This is a genomic window from Lentzea waywayandensis, from assembly GCF_900115955.1.
Classification (GTDB): domain Bacteria; phylum Actinomycetota; class Actinomycetes; order Mycobacteriales; family Pseudonocardiaceae; genus Lentzea; species Lentzea waywayandensis.
Genome location: NZ_FOYL01000009.1, coordinates 191809 through 214579, shown reverse-complemented (window position 1 = coordinate 214579; position 22771 = coordinate 191809). Strand labels below are relative to the sequence as shown.

General features: G+C 69.2%; 19 protein-coding genes. 13 read left to right on the top strand and 6 right to left on the bottom strand.

Annotated elements, in window-relative coordinates:
* The first annotated feature begins 115 nt into the window (after positions 1-115).
* Positions 116-616, top strand: a complete 501-nt coding sequence (locus tag BM417_RS30845; protein ID WP_143138867.1) for a hypothetical protein — start codon at positions 116-118, stop codon at positions 614-616.
* On the opposite strand, the gene BM417_RS30840 is transcribed toward BM417_RS30845, so the two are convergent.
* Positions 600-1256: a GntR family transcriptional regulator gene (locus BM417_RS30840; RefSeq protein ID WP_093601807.1), complete on the bottom strand. Its 657-nt coding sequence runs from the start codon at positions 1254-1256 to the stop codon at positions 600-602. The genes BM417_RS30845 and BM417_RS30840 overlap by 17 nt on opposite strands.
* 68 nt (positions 1257-1324) lie before the next feature.
* Between BM417_RS30840 and BM417_RS30835 the strand changes: the two genes are divergently transcribed.
* The 5 genes from BM417_RS30835 to purU are packed head-to-tail and all read left to right on the top strand — an operon-like array spanning position 1325 to position 7092.
* Positions 1325-2554, top strand: a complete 1230-nt coding sequence (locus BM417_RS30835) for a sarcosine oxidase subunit beta family protein (protein WP_093601805.1) — start codon at positions 1325-1327, stop codon at positions 2552-2554.
* 12 nt (positions 2555-2566) lie between these two features.
* Positions 2567-2848 carry a sarcosine oxidase subunit delta gene (locus BM417_RS30830; RefSeq protein WP_093601803.1) on the top strand — a complete coding sequence of 94 codons (282 nt, stop codon included), beginning with the start codon at positions 2567-2569 and terminating at the stop codon, positions 2846-2848.
* Positions 2845-5682, top strand: a complete 2838-nt coding sequence (locus tag BM417_RS30825; protein ID WP_093601801.1) for a 2Fe-2S iron-sulfur cluster-binding protein — start codon at positions 2845-2847, stop codon at positions 5680-5682. Before BM417_RS30830 ends, BM417_RS30825 begins: the two co-directional genes overlap by 4 nt.
* Positions 5672-6250, top strand: a complete 579-nt coding sequence (locus BM417_RS30820; RefSeq protein WP_093601799.1) for a sarcosine oxidase subunit gamma — start codon at positions 5672-5674, stop codon at positions 6248-6250. The genes BM417_RS30825 and BM417_RS30820 overlap by 11 nt, the downstream gene beginning before the upstream one ends.
* Positions 6250-7092: a formyltetrahydrofolate deformylase gene (purU, locus tag BM417_RS30815; protein WP_093602095.1), complete on the top strand. Its 843-nt coding sequence runs from the start codon at positions 6250-6252 to the stop codon at positions 7090-7092. The genes BM417_RS30820 and purU overlap by 1 nt, the downstream gene beginning before the upstream one ends.
* A gap of 159 nt (positions 7093-7251) precedes the next feature.
* Here the strand turns inward: purU and BM417_RS30810 are convergent, their stop codons facing one another.
* Positions 7252-7794, bottom strand: a complete 543-nt coding sequence (locus BM417_RS30810) for a class I SAM-dependent DNA methyltransferase (protein ID WP_093602093.1) — start codon at positions 7792-7794, stop codon at positions 7252-7254.
* Between the two features lie 152 nt (positions 7795-7946).
* Here BM417_RS30810 and BM417_RS30805 point away from each other — a divergent pair, with 152 nt between their 5' ends.
* Positions 7947-9242 carry an MFS transporter gene (locus BM417_RS30805; RefSeq protein WP_093601797.1) on the top strand — a complete coding sequence of 432 codons (1296 nt, stop codon included), beginning with the start codon at positions 7947-7949 and terminating at the stop codon, positions 9240-9242.
* Between the two features lie 78 nt (positions 9243-9320).
* Positions 9321-11366, top strand: a complete 2046-nt coding sequence (locus BM417_RS49935; RefSeq protein WP_093601795.1) for a fibronectin type III domain-containing protein — start codon at positions 9321-9323, stop codon at positions 11364-11366.
* Positions 11367-11394: 28 nt separating this feature from the next.
* Here BM417_RS49935 and BM417_RS30795 read toward each other — a convergent pair whose 3' ends face one another.
* Positions 11395-12264: an XRE family transcriptional regulator gene (locus BM417_RS30795; RefSeq protein ID WP_177320687.1), complete on the bottom strand. Its 870-nt coding sequence runs from the start codon at positions 12262-12264 to the stop codon at positions 11395-11397.
* 196 nt (positions 12265-12460) lie between these two features.
* On the opposite strand from BM417_RS30795, the gene BM417_RS30785 reads away from it, so the two are divergent.
* From BM417_RS30785 to asnB, 3 genes are all read left to right on the top strand, one after another.
* Positions 12461-14740 (top strand): proprotein convertase P-domain-containing protein, encoded by a 2280-nt coding sequence (locus tag BM417_RS30785; RefSeq protein WP_218164611.1) that lies wholly within the window; start codon positions 12461-12463, stop codon positions 14738-14740.
* A 300-nt stretch (positions 14741-15040) separates the two neighbouring features.
* Complete coding sequence (locus BM417_RS30780) at positions 15041-15907, top strand: phytanoyl-CoA dioxygenase family protein (RefSeq protein ID WP_218164610.1); 867 nt, start codon at positions 15041-15043, stop codon at positions 15905-15907.
* Between the two features lie 20 nt (positions 15908-15927).
* Positions 15928-17859, top strand: a complete 1932-nt coding sequence (gene asnB, locus BM417_RS30775) for an asparagine synthase (glutamine-hydrolyzing) (RefSeq protein ID WP_093601791.1) — start codon at positions 15928-15930, stop codon at positions 17857-17859.
* A gap of 37 nt (positions 17860-17896) precedes the next feature.
* Here the strand turns inward: asnB and BM417_RS30770 are convergent, their stop codons facing one another.
* Positions 17897-18931, bottom strand: coding sequence for a CU044_5270 family protein (locus BM417_RS30770; RefSeq protein WP_093601789.1), 1035 nt, complete (start codon positions 18929-18931; stop codon positions 17897-17899).
* Positions 18932-19059: 128 nt separating this feature from the next.
* Here BM417_RS30770 and BM417_RS30765 point away from each other — a divergent pair, with 128 nt between their 5' ends.
* Positions 19060-20232 (top strand): RNA-guided endonuclease InsQ/TnpB family protein, encoded by a 1173-nt coding sequence (locus tag BM417_RS30765; protein ID WP_177320704.1) that lies wholly within the window; start codon positions 19060-19062, stop codon positions 20230-20232.
* 48 nt (positions 20233-20280) lie between these two features.
* Here BM417_RS30765 and BM417_RS30760 read toward each other — a convergent pair whose 3' ends face one another.
* Positions 20281-20853 carry an RNA polymerase sigma factor gene (locus BM417_RS30760; RefSeq protein ID WP_245822263.1) on the bottom strand — a complete coding sequence of 191 codons (573 nt, stop codon included), beginning with the start codon at positions 20851-20853 and terminating at the stop codon, positions 20281-20283.
* Between the two features lie 145 nt (positions 20854-20998).
* Here BM417_RS30760 and BM417_RS30755 point away from each other — a divergent pair, with 145 nt between their 5' ends.
* On the top strand, positions 20999-21436 hold the full coding sequence (locus BM417_RS30755) for a GNAT family N-acetyltransferase (protein WP_245822262.1): 438 nt from the start codon (positions 20999-21001) through the stop codon (positions 21434-21436).
* Here the strand turns inward: BM417_RS30755 and BM417_RS30750 are convergent.
* Positions 21382-22653, bottom strand: coding sequence for a cation:proton antiporter (locus BM417_RS30750; RefSeq protein ID WP_093601785.1), 1272 nt, complete (start codon positions 22651-22653; stop codon positions 21382-21384). The genes BM417_RS30755 and BM417_RS30750 overlap by 55 nt on opposite strands.
* Positions 22654-22771: the final 118 nt, after the last annotated feature.

Below are 22771 nucleotides of genomic sequence, written 5' to 3'. Positions count from 1 at the left end.
GAGGAAGACCGCTCACGCGCCAGAACCGTCAGGAACCGGCCGCTATCACTACGTGCACACGGTTGGTGCGTATCGCCGCACCAACCGCTTCTTGAGCCGGACCGGGGAAAGCACGGTGACCAGCGTCGTCGAACACCTGGAACGCAAGCAGTGGATCGCGCCGGACGGGTCGGGACGGCTGCTGGTGACCCAGGGAGAAGAGGTGATGGTCCCGCCCAGCGGGGACTACGCCGCGGGGCAGTTGTCGGACCTCTTCATCACGGCCACCGACGAGGCCTCCCTCGCCGTCCAGCTCGGCAGGTTGACGTCGAAGACGACGACCGCGGCGGTGATGAAGGCGTTCCGTCAGGTGTGGCATCTTCAGGTCGTGACACCGCCGCTGCAGCGTCTTCTCTTGCTGCACTTGGCGAAATGCGTGGATCTGACGGTGGAGGACGAGTCCCGGGAGTTCGCCGGCAGGTCCGGTGTCGTGGTGTCCCACGCCGGTCACCTGCTCGCGTTCTCCCCGGACACCGGCGAGCTGATCGGTGCGGAGGGCTCAGGGCCGAGCCGCACCGAATGGCTGCGCTCCGGTTACCGCGAGACGACCGCGGAAGAGCTCAGATCAACGCCCTGATCGCCTGTTCGAACCCGATGACGTGCTGGGAGGCGAGTTCGCTCGCCTTCTTCGCGTCGCCCTCGATGATCGCGGTGAGGAGGGGCACGTGCTCGTCGACGTGACCGGCCATTCCGGACAGCCGCGGCAGGAAGACGCACCAGATGCGGGTCGCCAGGTTGTCGTACGAGATCAGGGTGTCTTCCAGGAACGGGTTGTGCACGCATCCGTAGATCGCGCGGTGCACGCCGACGTCGGTGCGGAGCAGCTCGGTGTTGTCACCGGAAGGCGCTGTGTCGAGCCGCGAGCGCAGTTCCGTGAGCGCGGTGCGGTCTTCTGCGGTGGCCCGCTCGGCGGACGCGGCGGCGGCGAGGGGCTCCAGGGTCCTGCGCACCTCGGAGATGTGCGAGAGGTCGGAGATGTTCACGTCGGTGGCGAACGTGCCGCGGCGCGGGAAGGCGACGACGAGCCGTTCCTGCTCCAGTCGTTTCAACGCTTCGCGGATCGGGGTGCGGCCCACGCCGAGCTCGGTGCGCAGCCTGTCCTCGTTGATGGGCTCGCCCGGCTTGATCTCCAGCATGACCAGGCGATCGCGCAGCACGACGTACGCCTGCTCGGTGAGTGAGACGGAGGCGGGCTCGTCGTTGACCCGTGCGTTCATGTGACCTACCGTACTGCACAGACTGATATACCAGTAGTCGACCAGATGATTTCGCTGGAGGCGTCGCAATGACCAGCCCGCCCGGAGCACATCTGCCCGAGCACCCGGACTTCCTCTGGGACAACCCGGAACCGAAGGCCTCCTACGACGTCGTGATCGTCGGCGGGGGTGGGCACGGTCTCGCGACGGCCTACTACCTCGCGAAGGTCCACGGCATCACGAACGTCGCGGTGCTCGAGAAGGGCTGGCTCGCGGGCGGCAACATGGCCCGCAACACGACGATCATCCGCTCGAACTACCTGTGGGACGAGAGCTCCGGCATCTACGAGCACTCGCTGAAGCTGTGGGAGGGCCTGGAGGAGGACCTCGGCTACCCGATCCTGTTCGACCAGCGCGGTGTGCTGAACCTGGCGCACAGCCTGCAGGACGTGCGCGACAGCGTCCGGCGAGTCAACGCCAACCGGCTCAACGGCATCGACGCGGAATGGGTGGATCCCGCCGGGGTCAAGGAGATCTGCCCGATCGTCAACACCTCGCCGGACGTCCGCTACCCGGTGCTGGGCGCGACCTACCAGCCGCGCGCGGGCATCGCGAAGCACGACTACGTGGCCTGGGGCTACGCGCGGGCCGCGCACGCGATGGGCGTCGACCTCATCCAGAACTGCGAGGTCACCGGGCTGGAGACGTCCCAGGGCCGGATCACCGCAGTGGAAACCAGTCGCGGGCGCATCGCCGCCGGCAAGGTCGCGTTGTGCGCGGCCGGGCACAGCTCGGTGCTCGCGAAGATGGTCGGCCTGCGGCTGCCGCTCGCCTCGCATCCGTTGCAGGCCTTGGTCTCCGAACTGCTCGAACCCGTGCATCCGACCGTCGTGATGTCGAACGCCGTGCACGTCTACGTCTCCCAGGCGCACAAGGGAGAACTGGTGATGGGCGCCGGGATCGACAGCTACAACGGGTACGGCCAGCGGGGTTCGTTCCACATCATCGAGCAGCAGATGTCGGCGGCGCTGGAGCTGTTCCCGGTCTTCGCGCGGGCACATCTGCTGCGGACGTGGGCGGGCATCGTCGACGTCAGCCCGGACGCGTCGCCGATCGTCGGCCTCACGCCGGTGGGCGGGCTGTACCTGAACTGCGGCTGGGGAACCGGCGGCTTCAAGGCCACACCCGGTGTCGGTGACTGCTTCGCGCACACCATCGCGCACGACAAGCCGCACCCGTTCAACGAGCCGTTCACCCTCGAGCGCTTCACCACGGGCGCTCTCGTCGACGAGCACGGCGCCGCCGCCGTCGCCCACTAGTAGGAGCTGACGATGCAACTCATCCCGTGTCCGTGGTGCGGGCCGCGCGAGGAAGCGGAGTTCCACTACGGCGGCCAGGCCCACGTCGCGTACCCCGAGGACCCGTCGGCGCTGACCGACGAGGAGTGGGCCCAGTACGTGTTCTTCCGGGAGAACCCGAGCGGCCCGTTCGCCGAACGCTGGAGCCACAACGCCGGATGCCGCCGGTGGTTCAACGCCGTGCGCGACACCCGCACCCACGATCTGTTGGCCGTCTACCGCGTGGGCGAGCCCATGCCCGAGGTGATCGCATGACGTTCCGCACGCCCACCGGTGGCGCGATCGACCGGGACACCCTGCTGCACTTCACCTTCAACGGCCAGTCCTACACCGGGCACCCCGGTGACACGCTCGCGTCGGCCCTGCTCGCCCACGGCGTGCACGAGGTCGGCGGCAGCGTGAAGCTCGGCCGGCCGCGCGGAATTGTCGCCGCGGGCTCCGAGGATCCAACGTCGCTGGTCCAGATCGAGGCTCCGTTCTCCGAGCCGATGCTGCTCGCGACGACCGTCGAGCTGTACGACGGCCTGGTGGCGCGTGGCCTCGCAGGTCAGGGAAAGCTCGCGGCCGAACCGGATCCGGCGCGGTACGACGCGAAGCACGAGCACTGCGACGTGCTGGTGGTCGGTGCCGGGCCCGCCGGGCTGGTCGCCGCGTTGACCGCTGCCCGCAGTGGCGCGCGGGTGGTTCTGGTGGACGAGCAGAACCAGGCCGGCGGTGCGTTGCTCGGCGTGGACGAGTACGTGGACGAGCGGCCGTCCGCGGAGTGGGTCGCGGACGTCGTCGCGGAGCTGAAGAGCACCCCAGGTGTGCTGGTGCTGGAGCGCACGACGGCGTTCGGCATGTATCAGGACGGGTTCGTGCTCGCCCTGGAGAAGCGCACCGACCACCTCGGGTTCGCGGCACCGGAAGGTGTTGCCCGGCAACGGGTCTGGCGGATCAGGACCAGGCAGACCGTGCTCGCCACCGGTGCTCACGAACGCCCTGTGGTGTTCGCGGACAACGACCGGCCCGGCATCATGCTGGCCTCGTCCGCCCGCACGTTCCTGCACCGCTACGGCGTGCTGCCCGGCTCGCGGGCCGTCGTGTTCACCACCAACGACAGTGCGTACTGCGCGGCCATCGACCTCGCGGAGTCCGGTGTGGACATCGCGCTGATCGTCGACGCTCGCCACGAGGCTCCTGCCCGGCTCGCGACCGAGTGCGCGGCGCGGGGCATCGAGGTCCGCGCCGGGCACGTGGTGGTGGGGACCGAGGGCGCCGGCCGGGTGACCGGAGTGCGGATCGGCCCGCTGGCCCCCGCGTCGCCGGACATCACCGTCGCGTGCGACACCGTCCTCGTGTCAGGCGGTTGGAATCCCGTGGTGAGCCTGTTCAGCCAGGCGCGCGGGAAGCTGCGCTACGACGCGGAACTCGGTGCTTTCGTGCCGGGCGAGGAGCTTTCGACGGTCCGGGTGGCGGGATCCGCGACCGGCGAGCTGGACCTGAACGCGTGTGCGCGGCAGGGACGGGACGTCGGTTCGGAGGCTGCCGCCGCTGCCGGGTTCGCGCCCGGCGGTCAGGTTCCGCTGCCCGTGTCGGACTCGCGGTGCACGGCACGCTCCGGCCTCGTGCTGTGGCGGGTGCCGGGCGACGACGACGCGAGCTTCGTCGACCTGCAACGGGATTCGACGGTCGCGGACGTGCTGCGGGCGACCGGTGCGGGCCTGCGGTCGTTGGAGCACATCAAGCGCTACACGACCATCGGCACCGCGCACGACCAGGGCAAGACGTCCGGCATGATCGCGGCGGGCATCGTGGCCGAAGCGCTGGGCGTCGAACTGGAGGACCAACGGCCCACGACGTTCCGCCCGCCCTACACCTCGGTCTCCTTCGCCGCGCTGGCGGGACGTGACCGCGGCGAACTGCACGATCCGGTGCGCGTCACGGCGATCCACCCGTGGCACGTGGCTCACGGCGCGTTGTTCGAGGACGTCGGGCAGTGGAAGCGGCCCTGGTACTACCCGAAGCCGGGCGAGGACCTGCACACGGCCGTGCTGCGCGAATGCCGTGCCACGCGGGAAAGCGTCGGCATGATGGACGGCTCGACGCTCGGCAAGATCGACGTGCAGGGCCGTGACGCCGGCAAGTTCCTGGACATGCTCTACACGAACATGATGAGCACGCTGAAGGTCGGCAAGATCCGCTACGGCGTGATGTGCGGCGTCGACGGCATGGTGATCGACGACGGCACGGTGATCCGCGTCGGCGACGAGCGGTACCTCATCACCACGACCACCGGCAACGCCGCGAAGATCCTCGACTGGATGGAGGAGTGGCTCCAGACGGAGTGGCCGCACCTCGACGTGCACTGCACCTCGGTCACCGAGCACTGGGCCACGATCCCGTTGGTGGGCCCGCGTTCCCGGGACGTGCTCGCCGCCGTGGCTCCCTCGCTGGACGTGTCGAACGAGGCGTTCGAGTTCATGACCTGGCACGACACCGTCGTCGCGGGTGTGCCGGCGAGGGTCTGCCGGATCAGCTTCTCCGGCGAGCTGGCCTACGAGATCAACGTGACCGCCTGGCACGGCATCGCCGTCTGGGAGGCGTTGATGGCGGCGGGGGAGCAGTACGGGATCACGCCGTACGGCACCGAGACCATGCACGTGCTCCGCGCCGAGAAGGGCTACCCGATCATCGGCCAGGAGACCGACGCGACGGTCACGCCGCAGGACCTGGGCATGTCGTGGGCGGTGTCGAAGAAGAAGCCCGACTTCATCGGCAAACGCTCGTTCGCCCGTGCCGAGAACAACCGCACGGACCGCAAGCAGCTGGTCGGGCTCCTGCCCGTCGATCCCTCGGTGCTGTTGCCGGAGGGGTCGCAGATCGTGGAGACCGACCGGCTGCCCGAACCACCGGTCCGGATGCTCGGCCACGTCACATCCAGCTACCCGAGTGCCGCGCTGGGCCGGACGTTCGCCCTGGCGCTGGTGCGCTCGGGACACGAACGCATCGGCGAGACCCTGTTCGTGCCCGTCGAGGACGCGCTCGTGCCGGTCACCGTCACCGAATCCGTGCTGTACGACAAGGAAGGAGCCCGTCGTGACGGCTAGTCCTCTCGCTGCCTGGCGCGACCGGCTGGCGGCATTGGCCCCCGTGCTGGACGCCGCGGAGCAGCCGTTCCGCTCGCAGCTCACGGTCCGCGTGTCGGATCCGGACGCCATCGCCGCGATGGGTTCGGCGCTCGGAGTCCAGTTCCCTTCTGCCGCTTGCACTTTCACCTCGGGCTCCGGACGGTTCGGGGACGTCGAGGTGCTGTGGCTGGGCCCCGACGAGTTCCTGGTCGTGGCCGCGCCCGACCTGCAGATCACGATCGAGGAGGTGTTGCGTGGCGCGCTCGGGACTGTCAGAGGGTCCGTTGTGGACACTTCGGCTCAGCGCACGACCGTGGTCCTGGAAGGGCCGAAAGTCCGAGACGTGCTGGCTCACGGATGTTCCGTGGACCTGCACCCGGCTTCGGCTCCCGGCGGCACTTGCGTGCAGACGCTGCTCGCCAGGACGGGAATCATCCTGCAGGTGAACGGCGACGACCGGGTCACGGTCCTGGTGCGCTCGTCGTTCGCCGAGTACCTCGCGGCGTGGCTCTGCGACGCGTGTTCCGAATACCTGGCGGTGGCGTGATGCCCCAGTTCACCCTCACCCTGCACTGCCCGGAACGCGCGGGCATCGTGCACGCCGTGACGTCGTTCCTGGTCGATCACGGCTGTGACATCGTGCAGCACCAGCAGTTCGACGACGACGTGCGCGGGACGTTGTTCCTGCGCACCGCGTTCTCCTGCGACGGCGTCGAAGCCGACGAGCTCGCCGGTGAGTTCGCGAAGGTCGCGACCCAGTTCGAGATGGACTTCGACCTGTGGGACGACCGGCCGCCGCGCGTGCTCGTGATGGTGTCGAAGGCCGGCCACTGCCTGAACGACCTGCTCTTCCGCTGGCGTGCGGGCGGTCTCGGCGGTGAGATCGCCGCCGTCGTGTCCAACCACGAGGACCTGCGCCCGATGGCGGAGGCGGCGGGGCTCGACTTCGTGCACGTGCCGAACACCGCCGACACCAAGCACCTCGCCGAGCAGCGCCTGGTCGAACTGGTCGACGAGTACCAGGCCGATCTGGTGGTGCTGGCGCGGTACATGCAGGTGCTGTCCAACGACCTGTGCGCCAAGCTGGCCGGCCGCGTGATCAACATCCACCACTCGTTCCTGCCGGGCTTCAAGGGCGCCAAGCCCTACCACCAGGCCTACGACCGCGGCGTGAAGTACGTGGGCGCGACGGCCCACTACGTCACCCCCGACCTCGACGAGGGTCCGATCATCGAACAGGAGGTGCTGCGCGTGGACCACTCCTTCGACCCCCGCGCGCTCACCGCCGCCGGTCGCGATGCCGAGGCTCTCGCGCTGTCGCGGGCCGTCCGCTGGCACTGCGAGCACCGGGTTCTGCTCAACGGCAACGGAACCGTCGTCTTCCGCTAGTGGTGTGGCTTGGCACGTTGCCAGGGGAATTCGCGGTCAGACGGGTGCCTCGTGGTGTCGTCCCCACGTCTTCGTACTGGCTGTACGGGGGCGTGGGGACGACACCACGAGGTGCCCTGCTGAGCGTGGATTACCTCGCCAACGTGCCGAGACGCGCCACTAGCTCTTGCGGACCAGCACCTGGGCCTGCAGGAACCGCTCACCGTCGACCGGTTCCCGCACCAGCCTGCCGACCTCGGCGAATCCGGCCTGTTTCAAGAGATCCATCAGGCCGGAGGGCGACCAGCGGTAGGCGAGCGTGACCTTGTGGTCGAACTCCTGTGGCTCGGGATCGTCGCCCGCGAAGAACCCGAGCATCAGGTGGCCGCCGGGCGCCAGCACGCGGAAGAACTCGGCGAACACGGCCGGGAGTTCGTGCGGCGGCATGTGGATGACTGAGTAGAACGCCAGAATGCCGCCGAGAGCTTCGTCTTCGAGGTCCAGCGCGGTCATCGAACCCTCCTCGAACCTCAGGTCCGGATGGGCCTCGCGGGCGAGGGCGATCATCGCGGGGGAGAGGTCGAGGCCGAAGACGTCCAGCCCGAGCGAGCGCAGGTGCGCGGTCAGGTGGCCGGGACCGCAACCGAGGTCGGCGACCGGTCCGGTGGTGAGTTCGGCGAACGCGGCCAGCATCGCGCGCTCGAGTGGCCTGGTGTCGAGCATGTCGCTGAAGAGTTCGGCGTAGAGGGACGCCACTTCGTCGTACGGGGTCACGGCGAAACCCTAACGCGAATTTGTTGTGAGTGAGTTGCTGTTGCCATGGAGCGGCTATTGCACCGTCGACGCAAACCTATTTCCGTGCATATAGTGCGCCCGTGATTTCCGTTCTGCGCGATCCGAGGTACCGGAATCTGTTCGGCGCCCAGGTCGTCGCGCTGACCGGAACGGGACTGGCCACCGTCGCGCTCGGCCTGCTGGCCTACGACCTCGCCGGAGGTGAGGCGGGCGCGGTGCTCGGCACCGCGCTGGCGATCAAGATGATCGCCTACGTCACGGTCGCGCCGATCGCCACGGCCCTGCTCGGTGCGCTGCCTCGCCGCGCGGTGCTGGTCGCGCTGGACCTCGCGCGGGTCGCGGTCGCCGCGACGCTGCCGTGGGTCGACGAGGTGTGGCAGGTCTACGTGCTGATCTTCCTGTTGCAGGCCGGATCCGCCGCGTTCACGCCGTTGTTCCAGGCGACCATTCCGGACGTGCTGCCCGACGAACGCGAGTACACCCGCGCGATCACGTTGTCCCGCACGGCCTACGACCTGGAAAGCCTGCTCAGTCCCGCTCTCGCCGCCGCGGCACTGGCGGTCTTCAGCTTCCACCAGCTCTTCTTGGGCACCGCGCTCGGCTTCGCTGCGTCCGCCCTGCTCGTCACGTCAGTGGTGCTGCCGCGCCCGAAACCGTTGCCGCGCAAGGGAGGCTGGTACGACAACACCACGCGCGGCATCCGCATCTACCTGGCCACGCCGCGGTTGCGCGGCCTTCTCGCCGTGCATCTCGCAGCGGCGGCCGCGGGCTCGATGGTGTTCGTGAACACCGTGGCGCACGTGCGGGACGGGCTGGGCCGTGATGCGTCGGATGTCGCCATCGCCTTGGCCGCCAACGGTCTGGGGTCACTGACAGCGGCGTTGATGTTGCCCAGGCTGCTCGATCGATTCACGGATCGCGTTGTGGTGTTGCGTGCGGCAGCCGTGCTCGTGGCCGTGCTGTTCGCCGGCACGGTGTTCGCGGGGCATTGGCCGACGTTGCTGGTGTTGTGGGCGTTGATCGGCGCCGGGTGCTCGCTCGCGCTCACGCCGGGCGCCCGGCTGCTGCGCCGCTCCGCCGACCCGCTCGACCGGCCCGCGTTGTTCGCCGCGGACTTCGCGCTGTCCCACGCCTGCTGGCTGCTCTGCTATCCGCTGGCCGGGTGGCTGGCCACGTCCGCGAACATCACCACCGCGTTCGTGGTGCTCGGCGCGATCACCGCCGTTGGCGCGGTGGGAGCACTCAGGCTCTGGCCCACGCACGACCCGGAAGTCGTCGAGCACGAGCACCGCGACCCCACCGGCGGTGTGTGGACGCATTCGCACGAGTTCCGCATCAACGAAGACCACGCGCGGTGGCCTGAATTGAAGAGGTAGGACCGAAAAGTTAAATTCGCAGGTCGCGGGTTTCCCGGAATACCGTTTCGGCACCCTGCCTGCGAAGGAGTTCCACTCATGCGATTGCGCAGCAAAATCATCGCTGCCGCGTGCGGATCGGTCCTGACGATCAGCGCGCTCAGTGCCGTGCAGAGCGCGTCCGCCGCTCAGCCGGACCCTCAGGCCCAGCAGAACGAGGCCCACCAGCGGTTCAAGGGCCTGTCGCAGGACCTGCGCGGCCAGCTCGCCGGGCACTGGTTCGACGCGTCGGCGGGCAAGCTCACCGTCGCGGTCCCGACCGAGAACGCGGCACGGCAAGCACGCGCCGAGGGCGTCAACGCCGTTGTGGTGCAACGCAGTGCCGCGGAACTCGACCGGACGCTCGGCGAGGTCAAGAAGCTGATCGGCGGCGGCGTGCCCGGCGTGTACAGCTGGGGTGTCGACGTGCGCGACAACCAGGTCGACGTCACGGTCAACACCTCGCGCAAGACCGAGGCGACTGAACGGTTCCTGGAGAAGGCGCGCGGGCTCGGCGTGCACGTCGTGGAGACCAAGTCCCAGCAACGGCAGCAGGCCGGCACCGTGCAGACCGGCAGCCCGTGGTGGCCCGGTTCGGAGTCGAACTGCTCGGTCGGGTTCGCCGCGACCGATGTCAACGGAGGCAAGCACTTCCTGACCGCCGGGCACTGCACGAACGATGCCAACCAGGCCGCCTTCGGACAGTCCGGGCAGCAGAACCGGATCGGCACCTCGAACGTCGGCGGTACCCGCAGCGTCAACGCCCGCGAGGGCGACATGGGCGTCGTCGCGGTGACCGAGGCGAGCTGGACCCTGTCTCCGGTCGTCAACACCTGGGGCTCGCCCGCGATCACCGTGACCGGGTCGGCCGAGGCGATGGTGGGCGATCGCGTCTGCCACTCCGGCAACACCTCGAAGTGGCAGTGCGGCGAGGTCAAGTACACGCACAAGTCCGTCGACTACGGCGGCGGGCTGATCATCGAGGACCTCACCTGGACGACCGCGTGCTCGAAGGGCGGCGACTCCGGCGGCGGGTGGCTGCTCGGCGACAAGGCGGTCGGCCTGCACGACGGCGGCCCGTCGCAGTGCGTGCAGAACCCGACCAACGACGACGACCTGTCGATCTTCCAGCCGGTCAACGAGGCACTGCGCAAGTGGAACCTCACCCTGGTGACCGGTGGCGGCGACACCGCTGCGCCCAGCGCTCCCGGCAACCCGCGCTCGACCGGCACCACCGCGTCCAGCGTGTCACTGGCCTGGGACGCCTCCACGGACAACGTCGCGGTGACGGGCTACGACGTCTACAACGGCGGCACACTCGCCACGACCGTCACGGGCACCACGGCGACCGTCACCGGCCTGAAGGCGGACACCGACTACACGTTCACCATCAAGGCCAAGGACGCCGCCGGCAACGCGTCCGCCGCCAGCGCGGCCGTCACCGCCCGCACCCAGCCGGGCAGCGCCGACGCGGAACCGCCGACCGCGCCGAACAACCTCCGCTCCACGGGCGTCACGGCGTCGAGCGTCTCGCTGGCCTGGGACGCTTCCACGGACAACGTCGGCGTCGCGGGCTACGAGGTGCTCAACGGCAACACGGTCGCCACCACGGTCACGGGTACTACCGCGACCGTGAGCGGACTGACCGCCGACACCGCCTACGCGTTCACCGTCCGTGCGCTGGACGCAGCCGGAAACCAGTCGAAGCTGTCGGCAGCGGTCAACGCGCGCACGTCGTCCGGCAACACCGGCGGGCGCACGTTCACGAACGACACGGACTACCCGATCCGTGACTTCCAGGTGGCGATCAGCGTGGTGCGATCCACCGCCACCGGCTCCGCCCAGAACCCGATCACGGTCAAGGTGGACGCCACCCACACCTGCCTGGAAGACCTGAACGTCACGCTCGTCGCGCCGAGCGGCCGCGCGTATCCGCTGATGCGCACGCCCGGTGGCGGCTACAGCTGCCATCCGTTCCCGGCGGGCAGGACGTTCACCGTGGTCCCCGGTGCAGGGGAGACCGCGAGCGGCACCTGGACGCTGCGCATCGGGGACAACGGTCCCGGTGACACGGGCGTCCTGAGCAGCTGGTCGCTCACGGTCTAGGAGGAGAGTGGACCTGGTGAACGGTCGTTCACCAGGTCCACTCGAACCCGTAGCAGCCCGGCCCGAACTTCAACGCGACTCCCAGCACCGACCCGCCCTCGTCCAGCCGCACCCCGAACGACTGCCGCGCCCCGTCCGCGTCCTGCACCACCCGGCGGCAGGTGCGCGGAACCGCGTCGAACGTGACCTCCAGGACGTACTCGTGCACCGGCCGCCGGAACTTCCGGGAGTAGTTGGTGGCCAACGGATACGGCGCCTGGTTCACCAGCTCGTGCTCGGTGATCACCGTCTGCCCCCGCCGCAACGGCGCCCGGAACATCAGCTCCGCCACCAGCAGCCCGTCGGAAGGACGCGTGACGACCCGCCCGAGCCGGCAGTTGTGCAGCGGCCTGATCACCGGCAACGCCCGGTCGTGCTCGTCGAGGTGCAGGATCACCACCCACCGGTCCGGCCCGTCCTCCTCGGCCCGCAGCACCTGCCGCGACACGAACGACCGCTCACCCCGATCAGGCCCGACCGTCACGCGGTCGTGCTGACTGATCCGCGTCAGCCGCGAGTCCCAGCGCGTGTCGACCCCGCCGACCACGTCCTCGATCACCGAAGGCGTCGGCCAGAACGCGCTGATGGAACTCTGCAGGCGGCTCCCGCGCAACGCCGGAGCGAGCAGGGCGGACAACGCGCCGGGCTCCAGAGCCAGCACTTCCTCCAGGTGCGTGACGGCGGCGAGCGAGGCACGGCGTTCCGGCCGGCTGCGGCCCGTCTGCCAGTAGCTCAGCGTCGCGAGGCTGACCGACACGCCGCGGCGGGCGAGGTGGTCGCGGATCCGTTCGAGTGACAGACCGCGCGCCACGACGGCGTCCCGCAACGTGGACGCGAAGTCGGGCATCGCGAGCGACATCGATGTCTCCTTCCGGCCGGGAGCTCGACGCTATCCCTCTGATGGCGCAACGGAAGCCGGGACTTAAAAGTGAAAACGGGCATCGGCGGATCGCCGCACGTCAATCGTGACGACAACCCTCCGAAAGACCGGATGTCCGGCGCGACTCCGACAGCTACGGTCGCGTGACCCTGCATTCCTGCGAAGGAGCCCGACTGTGCGAAGAAGAAGATCTCTGCTCGCCACAGCCCTGGTGTCTGTCACCGTGGCGGCGCTGGCCCTCCCTGCGGCCTCCGCGCCCGCCCTGGCCGCCGGGTGTTCCGGCACCAACGACGCAGACGTGGCGATCGGTGACAACACGACGGTCGAGTCGTCGATCGCCATCAGCGACTGCGCGTCGGCTCCGTCGGCCACCGCCACCGTGCCGGTGAAGATCGTCCACACCTACATCGGCGACCTCCAGGTCAGCCTGGTCGCGCCGGACGGCTCCGCCTACGTCCTGCACAACCGCTCCGGCGGTTCCGCGGACAACATCGACCAGACCTACACCGTCGACCTGTCGGGCGAGACCTCGAACGGCACGTGGAAGCTGCGGGTCAACGACAACGCGGCCAACGACGTCGGCCGGATCGACACCTGGTCGCTGAACCTCGGCGGCTCGACCCCGGCGAACGACTTCTCCGTCGCCGTGTCACCCGCCTCCGGTTCGGTGGCGGCGGGATCGACGGCCTCGACCACCGTCCAGACCCAGACCACGGCGGGCCAGGCGCAGACCGTCGCGCTGACCGCCACCGGACTGCCCTCGGGGGCAACGGCGTCGTTCAGCCCCTCGTCCGTCACGACGGGCTCGAACTCCACGCTGTCGATCAGCACCACGGCGTCGATCTCGTCGGGCACCTACCCGATCACCGTCCGGGCCGCGGGCACCACGACCAAGACCGCGACCTACACGCTGACGGTCACCGGTGGCACCGGTCCGCAGATCCCGGACATCGACATCAACGCGGTCAAGGCGCACCTCGCGCAGTTCGGCACGATCGCGTCGCAGAACGGCGGCAACCGGCGTTCCACCTCGGCCGGCTACCGCGCGTCGGTGACCTATGTGAAGGACAAGCTCACCGCGGCGGGCTTCACCGTGACCGAGCAGCCCTGCACCTCGGGTTGCACCACCGGCGCCGGTCCGAACGTCATCGCGGAGTGGCCCGGCGGCAACGCGAACAACGTCTACATGTTCGGCGCCCACCTCGACGGCGTGTCCGCGGGTCCCGGCATCAACGACAACGGCTCGGGCTCGGCGGCGCTGCTGGAGACCGCGCTCGTGCTCGCCCAGCGCAACCCGTCGATGCTGAACAAGGTCCGCTTCGGCTGGTGGACCGACGAGGAGCAGGGCCTCAACGGCTCGCGCTTCTACGTCTCGCAGCTGCCCACGGCGGAGCGCACGAAGATCAAGACCTACCACAACTTCGACATGGTCGGGTCGACCAACGGCGGCTACTTCATCAACAACATCACCAGCACCCAGTCCACGCACATGAAGGCGTACTGGGACTCCCTGGGCCTGTCGCCGGAGGAGAACACCGAGGGCCGCAACCGTTCCGACGACGCGTCCTTCACCAACGCGGGCATCCCCGCGTCCGGTTACGCGATGGGCGCCAGCGCCCGCAAGACGGCGGCCCAGGCGACGAAGTGGGGCGGTACCTCGGGTGCCGCGTTCGACCCCTGCTACCACGCGTCCTGCGACACCACCGCGAACATCAGCGACACGCACCTCAACCGCGCGGTGGACGGCATCGCCTACACCCTGTGGAAGTCGGCGGTCGGCACCGGCACGCCGGGCGCCGACTTCTCGGTCTCGGTGTCACCGACGTCCGGTTCGGTGGCGGCGGGCTCGTCCCTCTCGGCCACCGTCGGCACCGCCACGGTGAGCGGTGACGCGCAGACCGTCCAGCTGTCCGCGTCCGGACTTCCTTCCGGCGCAACGGCTTCGTTCAGCCCGGCCTCGGTGACCACCGGGTCGGGCTCGACGCTGACGATCAGCACCACGGCGTCGGTCGCCGCGGGCACCTACCCGGTGACGATCACCGCCGCCGGTTCGGCCTCCCGCACGGCCACCTACTCGCTGACCGTCACGGGCGGCGGCGGTGGCAGCTGCACCGGCACGAACCCCAACGACGTCGCCATCCCGGACGCGGGTGCCGCGGTCGACAGCGACGTCGTGATCTCCGGATGTTCCGCCACGCCGTCCGCCAGTTCCGTGGTGACGGTGCGGATCGTCCACCCGTACGTCGGTGACCTGACGGTGGCGCTGATCGCGCCTGACGGCACGTCTTACACGCTCCACAACCGCACCGGTGGCTCCGCCGACAACATCGACCGCACGTTCACGGCCAACGTGTCGAGCGAGACCGCCAACGGCACGTGGAAGCTCCGCGTCCGTGACCTGGCGGCGTCGGACGTCGGCACGATCGACACGTGGGGCATCAACCTGGCCCCGTAGGCGGGTCTCCCCGAGCAGTTCCGCGAGGGTCCTGGGCAACCAGGGCCCTCGCCCATTTCTCCGGTCATGCCCTTGTCGACGCGCCGAATCCGGCGGAGGTTGGCTGCCGCCGAGACCTTCCTGGACTGTTACACAACGCTGAAGAACGCTTGTCCGCGGCGACCGGGTGCGTCCCGCGATTGCGGCCCCTTGAGACCCATCCCACAAAGGCTCGCTTTTTCGGGGTGGACGGGTTTGAAATCGAAATGTGCCGAGCCGCCGAGCTCGTCATCGATTCCTCGGACCTGAAAGGCTGTCGCCTTGAACGCACCCGTGATGAATGCTGCCTGGACGACGATGACCAGGGCGGAACGCGAACAGTTCGACGAGGACGGCTATCTGGTCATTCGCGGCGCGCTTTCCCCGGACGAGGTCGAGTTCTACCGAAACGCGATCGACCGGGTTCACGCGCGGCACACTCCGGGTGAGTCGTTGCATTTGCTCAGCGCGGTGCGGCATTGTCCGGATCTGGCCGGGCTGCTCGACCACCCGGCCGTTTTCGGTTACGTCTGGTCGATGATGGGATGGAACACCCACGTCTACCACTCGCACATCGACGTGCACCCGCGTGTGAAGGAGGAGAAGCCGTTCTGGTGGCACTGGCACCAGGACGGCGGCCGGCAGAACCGCGAGATCGAGACCGACCCGCGGCCGCGACTGTCGGTGAAGCTCGCCTACTGGTTCTCGGACGTGTCGCGGCCCGGACGCGGCAACCTGACCATCGTGCCTGGTAGCCACAAGACCAACTGGCTTCCCGGGCCGCCCCGCCGGGGCGTCGAGTGGCCCACGCCGGACGGTGCCCAGCAGGTGCTGGTCGAGCCCGGAGACGTGCTCTTCTTCGACCGCAGGATCTGGCACGCGCGCTCCGACAACCATTCCGACGTGACGCGCAAGGTCGCGTTCTTCGGCTACACCTCGCGGTGGATCCGCATTCGTGACGAGATCGAGGACCTGCCCGCGCAGTCGTGGTGGGAGAACATTTCCCCGGTTCAGCGTCAGCTGCTCGGAAATGTCGGCGACGGCAGTGGTGACCACGCCTGGGGTCATTTCCCGGAGACCACCCCGCTGTACGGCGAACTGGCCGCGCGCGGTCTGCTCGACTCCAGCATTCCCGCCCTGATTCCCTGACCGAGGACGTTCTCAATCTCATGTGTGGACTGCTGACCTACATCTGCGCCTCCGGTTCGGCGAAGGACAAGACCGCCGGGATCGAGAGAGCGCTCGAAACCCTGCACCACCGCGGCCCGGACGACACCGGGTGCGTGACCGTCGGCGACGAAGTGGTGATGGGCTTCAAGCGGCTGTCCATCATCGACGTCGAGCACAGCGAGCAGCCGCTCGAATACGAGGACGGACGTTATGTCATCACGTTCAACGGCGAGATCTACAACTACCTGGAACTCAGAGATGAACTGATCGCCGCCGGGCTCACGTTCGCGACGAAAGGCGATACGGAGGTCATCGCCGCCGCCTATCACCACTGGGGGCAGGCGGCGGTACGGCGGCTGCGCGGGATGTTCGCGTTCGTCATCTGGGACCGTCAGGAACGGCTCGCGTTCGGCGCGCGTGACCCGTTCGGCATCAAGCCGCTGTTCCACCTCGTCACCGACGACGGCGTGTTCTTCGCGAGCGAGAAGAAGGCACTGCTGCCGTTCGCCGCCTGGGGCGACCAGACCCTCGACCACGCGAGCCTGTCCTACTACCTGACGCTTCAGTACGTGCCGGAGCCGGCGACGCTGCACCGGCAGATCAAACGGATCGGTTCGGGGGAGTGCTTCACCTACCGGCCGGAGGACGGCCTGGCCGTGCGCCGGTACTACCGGCCGGAGTTCCGGCCGGTGCCGCAGAACGACCCGAAGCAGCTCTACGCCCGAATTCGGGACGCGCTGAGGGAAAGCGTCCGCATCCACATGCGGTCCGACGTGCCGGTCGGCGCGTTCCTGTCGAGCGGCATCGACTCCACCGCGGTCGTCGCGCTGGCACGGGAGGTCAACCCGGACATCCTGACGTTCACCGCGGCGCTGGAGGTCGAGGGGTACTCCGAACTGCCGGTCGCCGAGGAGACCGCACGGCACCTCGGCGTGACGATGCACCCGGTGGTGGTCGACGCGCAGATGATGATGGACGCGCTGCCCGAGATCATCTGGCACCTCGACGAACCGGTCGCCGATCCCGCGCTCGTCCCCCTGTACCACGTGGCGAAGAAGGCGAGCGAGCACGTCACGGTCGCGTTGTCCGGCGAGGGCTCCGACGAGTTCTTCGCCGGCTACACGATCTACCGGGAACCGTTGTCGCTCAAGGCGGTCACCGGCCTGCCCGACGGCGTGCGGCGCGGACTCAGGGCCGTGTCGAAGGCCATCCCGCAGGGCGTGAAGGGCAGGAGCTTCCTCGAACGCGGCACGACGCCGATCGAGGAACGCTACTACGGCAATGCGCGGATGTTCACCGAGGCGGAGAAGTCCGTGCTGCTCAAGCAGTACGACCCCAGCGTGAGCTACACCGACGTCACCGGGCCGGTCTACGCCGAGGCGCAGCACCTGGGCGACGTCGAGAAGATGCAGTACGTCGACCTCTACACGTGGCTGCGCGGCGACATCCTGGTCAAGGCCGACCGGATGTCGATGGCGAACTCGCTGGAGGTGCGGGTGCCGTTCCTCGACCACGCGGTGTTCGACGTGGCGGCGACGATCCCGCGAGAGCTCAAGCTGCCGCCGCGATCGGCCGACACGAAGTACGCGCTGCGTCGCGCCCTCGAAGGCGTGGTGCCGCCGCACATCGTGAACCGGGTGAAGCTCGGGTTCCCCACGCCGATCCGGGTGTGGCTGAGAGCCGAGATGTACCAGTGGGCGTCGCACGTGCTCGACACCTCGCGCGCCGACTGGCTCGTCGACCTCGATCTGGTGCGGCGGTTGCTCAAGGAGCACAAGGAGAACGTCGCGGACCACAGCCGGAAGATCTGGACCGTTCTGGTCTTCTGCCTCTGGTACGAGATCTTCGTGACCGGGAGCATCGACCCGCGGCCGAGGCGGGCACCGTCGCAGCTGCTGACCAAGCCGGTGCTGACGAAGCCCGCTGGGTGAGAACGGGTGGGGCTTCCGTCGGGGGAGGCCTCACCCGTCACCTCGTCTGGCCGCGCCCGTTGACCACGGACGTGGTGATGGAACTGGAATAGGTCTCGACACCGGGCCTGATCCAGGCCTGGTACGGCCGCACGCCGGCTACCGTGCGTTCGCCGATGAACTCGCCGGTCGCGGGATCGATGATCAGCTGCCGTTGTTCGTGCTCGGTCGTGAGACCCAGCGCGACGCCATCGCGTCCGTCCACAGTGGTCGCCTGGGCCGCGATCTGGATGCCGGGGATCTTGGCGATCGCGCGGTACCACTGGGCTCTGAGGTCCGCGGGCATCATGCCCGTGGCCAGGATCTGGACGGCGTGGTGGAACACCGTGTCCGGTGCGCTGCCGCGGTTCGCCGTCAGCTCCTTCAGCCGGCCGTACAGCTCGTCCGGATCGCGAGGCAGTCGCGCGTAGAACTCCGGGCTGTCCCAGTCGGTCGGATCGCCGCACACCTTCTTCGGCTGGGCCTGCGGGAAGAAGTCACCACACGCACCGGCCCACTGGCCGTCGTCGGTGGGCTGAAACCCCATCGGCGGGATCCGTCCGTCCGGCAGGTTCTGGCCGATCAGCCGCGGCGATCCCAGCACCTTGCGCGTCTCCTGCCAGACGTCGCGGTCGTTCGCCGGGATCCAGCGCGAGATCTCCTGCTCCAGCAGATAGGTGTAGCCGACGCTGCCGTCCGGGTTCTCGGCGTTCGAACGGCTGGACCGCACGTGTTCGACGCGAAGCAGGTACTGGCCAGGCCCGGCCTTCGGCTCCACCGCGCCGACGTCGATGCTGTCCGCCGCCCGCAGCAGCACCTCGGACGCCGTCGCGACGGTCAGCGTCCGCTGGCGGGTGACCACGACCCCGACCGTGCCCGCGGCCAGCAGGACGACCGCCGCCGCGGCCGCCGGCAGCACCCACCTCCGTCGCCGCCGCAACGGCGTCACGCCGTCGAGCTCGTCCATCAGCCTGGCGCGCGCCCCGGCCAGGTCGCCAGGCGTCTCGCGGGCGTCGCGATGCAGCAGCTCGAATGCCTCGTCGAGCTCTTTCATCAAGTCTCCAATCGGCGGAGACCCCGGACTTCAGGCCGGGGAGGAGCCGTTCCGGCCGTCCCCGGCCGCGTCGGCGGCCGGGATTGTCGGTGGCCCCGGTTACAGTGATCGTCGTGTCCCGCTAGCGCCTGCTGCCCACGGCCGTGCAGGAGACTGGACTGTTGCACCATTGCGCGCATGCCCGGTATGTGTGGAATCTCGCCGTTGAACAGCACTCCCACTGGCAACCCGGACGTGCCTGGGCCCCGAACTACGTTGAGCAGGCCCGGCAGTTGACCGAAGCGCGTGCCGGGTTCGACTGGTTGCGGGCAGGCAGCCAGACGGTGCAGCAGCAGGCTTTGCGGGACTTCGCCCAAGCCGTGGGGAATTTCTTCGGCGGCACCCACCGGAAGCCGACGTGGCGCAAGGCCGGACAGCATGAGGGGTTCCGGCAGGTCGCCGTCAGGCCTGAGCATGTCCAGCGCCTGAACCGGAAGACGGGCCGTGTGTGGGTGCCCAAGGTCGGTTGGGTGCGGTTCCGCTGGAGCAGGAACGTCGCGACCGGGGTGAAGTCCTTCCGGGTCACCCGCGACCACGCCGGCCGCTGGCACCTCGCCTTCGCCACCATCCCGGACTCGATCCCCGCACCGGGCACCGGCGAGGTTGTCGGTGTGGACCGAGGCGTGACCGTGGCCGCGGCGCTGTCGACCGGGGACCTGTTGACCTGCCCCGCGCTGTCCCCCGGCGAGCAGCGCCGACTGACGCGGTTGCGGCGCGCGCTTGCCCGCGCCAAGCGTGGCTCCCACCGGCGCAGGCGTGTCAAGACCGCCATCGCGAAGCTCGCGGCCCGGGAGGCGGACCGGCGCAGGGACTGGGTCGAGAAAACCAGCACCGACCTGGCCCGCCGGTTCGACCTGATCCGGGTCGAGGATCTCAACATCCGGGGCATGACTCGCTCGGCCAGGGGCACCGTCCAGCGGCCCGGCCGGAACGTGCGTCAGAAGGCCGGGTTGAACCGGGGCATCCTCGCCGCCGGGTGGGGCCGGCTCGTGGCCCGCCTGGAGCACAAGGCGCCGGGCAGGGTCGAAAAGATCAATCCCGCGTTCACGTCGCAGACCTGCTCGGCCTGCGGGCATTGCGTGCCGGAGAACCGCGAGAGCCAAGCGGTCTTCCGATGCGTTGCCTGCGGGCACCAGGCCAACGCCGATGTGAACGCGGCCAGGAACATCGCGGCAGGGCGTGCCGTGACTGCACGGGGAGGCCGGGCGTTGGCCGGGCCGGCGAACCGTGAACCTCAACTCGAACCTCCTTCCGCCGCGTAGCGGGACTGATACGGGTTGGAATCCCCGGCGTTCACGCCGGGGAGGACGTCAACGGGGTGCTTCCTCCGTGGACTTCGTGAGCAGGGACTGCAGGCGATGGCGCAGCCGGTGCAGGCGCGACCGGACCGTGCTGGACGGCACGCCGAGCGCGTCGGCGACCTCGGCCGGTTCCAGCCCGGCCCACGAGGTCAGCAGGAGAACGTCGCGGTCCTGTTCGCCGAGCTGGGCGAGCGCCCCGGCGAGCGCGCGCATCCTGGCGGCGGCGTCCACGCGGTCGGCGACCACCGTGTCGTGGTTCTCCACCTCGGTCTCGCCGCCGGCCGCCCGTGACGTCAGCCGCAGGCCGCGCACCTCCTGCCGCACGTGGTTGCGCAGCAGGTTCGTCGCGATGCCGTACAGCCAGCTGCGCGCGGTGGCCTGGGTGGGGTCGTACGTCCGGCGTCTTCGCAGCGCGACGAGGAACGTCTCGGCCACGAGGTCGTCGGCGACGTCAGGTCCGACCCGTCCCGCGAGATAGGCGCGGATCTGCCCGGCGTAGGCGTCGAAAAGCCACGCGAAGACCTCCTTCGGGTCCTGCGTGGCAAGGTCGGGCCGGTGCCCCTGCTCGGCGATGCGGGTCACGATAGGAGTTGTCGCGACCGCCCGCCCGCGTCCCGTTGATCCGAACGAATGAGACCCAGGTCACGCTCTGGTGCCTGAGTGGCCTCTTGGTTTACGTCCGGACTGGGTCTTCTGGGATGCCACTTACGGGACGAACATCAGCACCGTGACCACCTTCACCCACACCATCGCCGAGCTCGACGGCGCGGAGACCGCCCTGGCGTTCGACGCGATGCGAGAGCTTCGTCCGCACCTCACCGACGTCGACGAGTTCGTGGAGCTCGTGCGCGGCCAGCGCCGTGAGGGCTACCGGATCGCCGCCTCCTCCGACGCGAACGGCCAGGTCGTCGCGGTGGCCGGGTTCCGGCACATGACCAACCTCTACGCGGGGTCGCACCTCTACATCGACGACCTGAGCACGCTCCCGTCCGCCCGCGGCCAGGGCCACGCGAGCGCCCTGCTGCGGTGGGTCGACGACGAGGCCCGCCGCCTCGGGTGCGCGGGCGTGCACCTCGACTCAGGGACACCGAGGCACAACGCGCACCGCCTCTACCTCGCGTCGGGCTTCGTCATCCCGGCGTTCCACTTCGCCAAGAGCCTCTGAAAGGGCGTCGCTCCCACGCCGTGCAGGGCGACGCTGCCGAGCACGCAGACCACCGTGATGGTCAGGATCGTGTCGGCGGCGTTCCCCACCGGCAGCCGGTTGAAGGCCAGCAGCCCGAACACGATCGTCGTCGTGCCGCGCGGCCCCAGCGCGCCGACGAGCAGGCGTTCGCGGCGGGGCATCCGCGACCCGGTGAGGGCGAGGAACACGGGCACGAGCCGGACCACGGTCAGCACGGCCGCGCAGAAGAGCAGGACCTGCCACGAGACGCCCAGGTAGAAGATGAGCACGGCGGCGATGCCGACCACGAACCACATGGTCATCGTCAGCAGCCCGGTGACGTCCTCCAGCAGGTGCAGGTCGGTGTTCAACGCGTCCGTGCGCGCCTCGGCCCGTCCGGTGCGGACGCGGCGGGCCTTGAGCAGCCGGTGCACGTACCGGAACGCGATGCCGCACACGAACGAGGCGACGAAGCCGTTGCCGTCGATCGCGACCGTCGCGGTGTAGGTCAGCAGCGGAGCCAGCAGCACCGCGACGCGTGCGGACTGGTCGCTCACCCAGCCGGCCTGGTGCGCGAGGTCCATCAGCCAGCCGAGCAGCGCGCCGATCACGACACCGGCCACGACGGCCTTCAGCGCGAACGGCAGCACCGTGCCCAGCGCCTCCAACGGCGTGCGGTCCTGCGAGTCGTCACCGGCCAGGATCAGCGCGAACAGGAACAGCGGCGACACGATGCCGTCGTTGTAGCCGCTCTCGACGTTCAACGTGCCGCGCACCCGCACCGACAGCCCGCGGTCGCGCACGACCCGTTCCGCCGGGGCGAAGTCGGTCGGCACCGTCACGCACGCGACCAGCAGCAGCACCGCCCACGGCAGGGTCGGGAACAGCAGCCAGCCCAGCAGCGCGGCCACGGCGATGCTCACCGGCATGGCCACCAGCAGCACCCGCGCCACGAGCCCGGGGTAGGCACCCCAGAGCCGGCCCGCGCGCACCTCGGTGGCGTCGACGAACAGCAGCACCGCGAGGATGATCTCGGCCGCGTGCTGCACCGACTCGGTGTTGAGGCCCTCCGCGATGGCGCTCGGCTCGAACAGCCCGACCACGACCCCGGTCAGCACCATCACCAGCGGCGCGCCGAGGTTCCAGCGGTCCAGCCGGTTCGCCGCCAGTGATCTGACGACCATGGCGAACGCGGCGGCGAGCAACAGCGAGTTCATCCGCCCATCCTGGCCGACCGAGTCCTAAGAGGACGTCCGACCCGGCCGGACCCCGCCGATCGTCGGGTGTGGTCCAGCCGGTCGGGGGAGGCCGGACCGACCAACCCCGGATGCGCGC

Coding starts and splice junctions, on each gene's coding strand:
- BM417_RS30795 (WP_177320687.1), bottom strand. CDS start 12,264: ATGTCGCTCGCGATGCCCGACTTCGCGTCCACGTTGCGGGACGCCGTC.
- BM417_RS49935 (WP_093601795.1), top strand. CDS start 9,321: ATGCGATTGCGCAGCAAAATCATCGCTGCCGCGTGCGGATCGGTCCTG.
- BM417_RS30825 (WP_093601801.1), top strand. CDS start 2,845: ATGACGTTCCGCACGCCCACCGGTGGCGCGATCGACCGGGACACCCTG.
- BM417_RS30830 (WP_093601803.1), top strand. CDS start 2,567: ATGCAACTCATCCCGTGTCCGTGGTGCGGGCCGCGCGAGGAAGCGGAG.
- BM417_RS30835 (WP_093601805.1), top strand. CDS start 1,325: ATGACCAGCCCGCCCGGAGCACATCTGCCCGAGCACCCGGACTTCCTC.
- BM417_RS30810 (WP_093602093.1), bottom strand. CDS start 7,794: ATGCTCGACACCAGGCCACTCGAGCGCGCGATGCTGGCCGCGTTCGCC.
- BM417_RS30770 (WP_093601789.1), bottom strand. CDS start 18,931: ATGAAAGAGCTCGACGAGGCATTCGAGCTGCTGCATCGCGACGCCCGC.
- purU (WP_093602095.1), top strand. CDS start 6,250: ATGCCCCAGTTCACCCTCACCCTGCACTGCCCGGAACGCGCGGGCATC.
- asnB (WP_093601791.1), top strand. CDS start 15,928: ATGTGTGGACTGCTGACCTACATCTGCGCCTCCGGTTCGGCGAAGGAC.
- BM417_RS30750 (WP_093601785.1), bottom strand. CDS start 22,653: ATGAACTCGCTGTTGCTCGCCGCCGCGTTCGCCATGGTCGTCAGATCA.
- BM417_RS30840 (WP_093601807.1), bottom strand. CDS start 1,256: ATGAACGCACGGGTCAACGACGAGCCCGCCTCCGTCTCACTCACCGAG.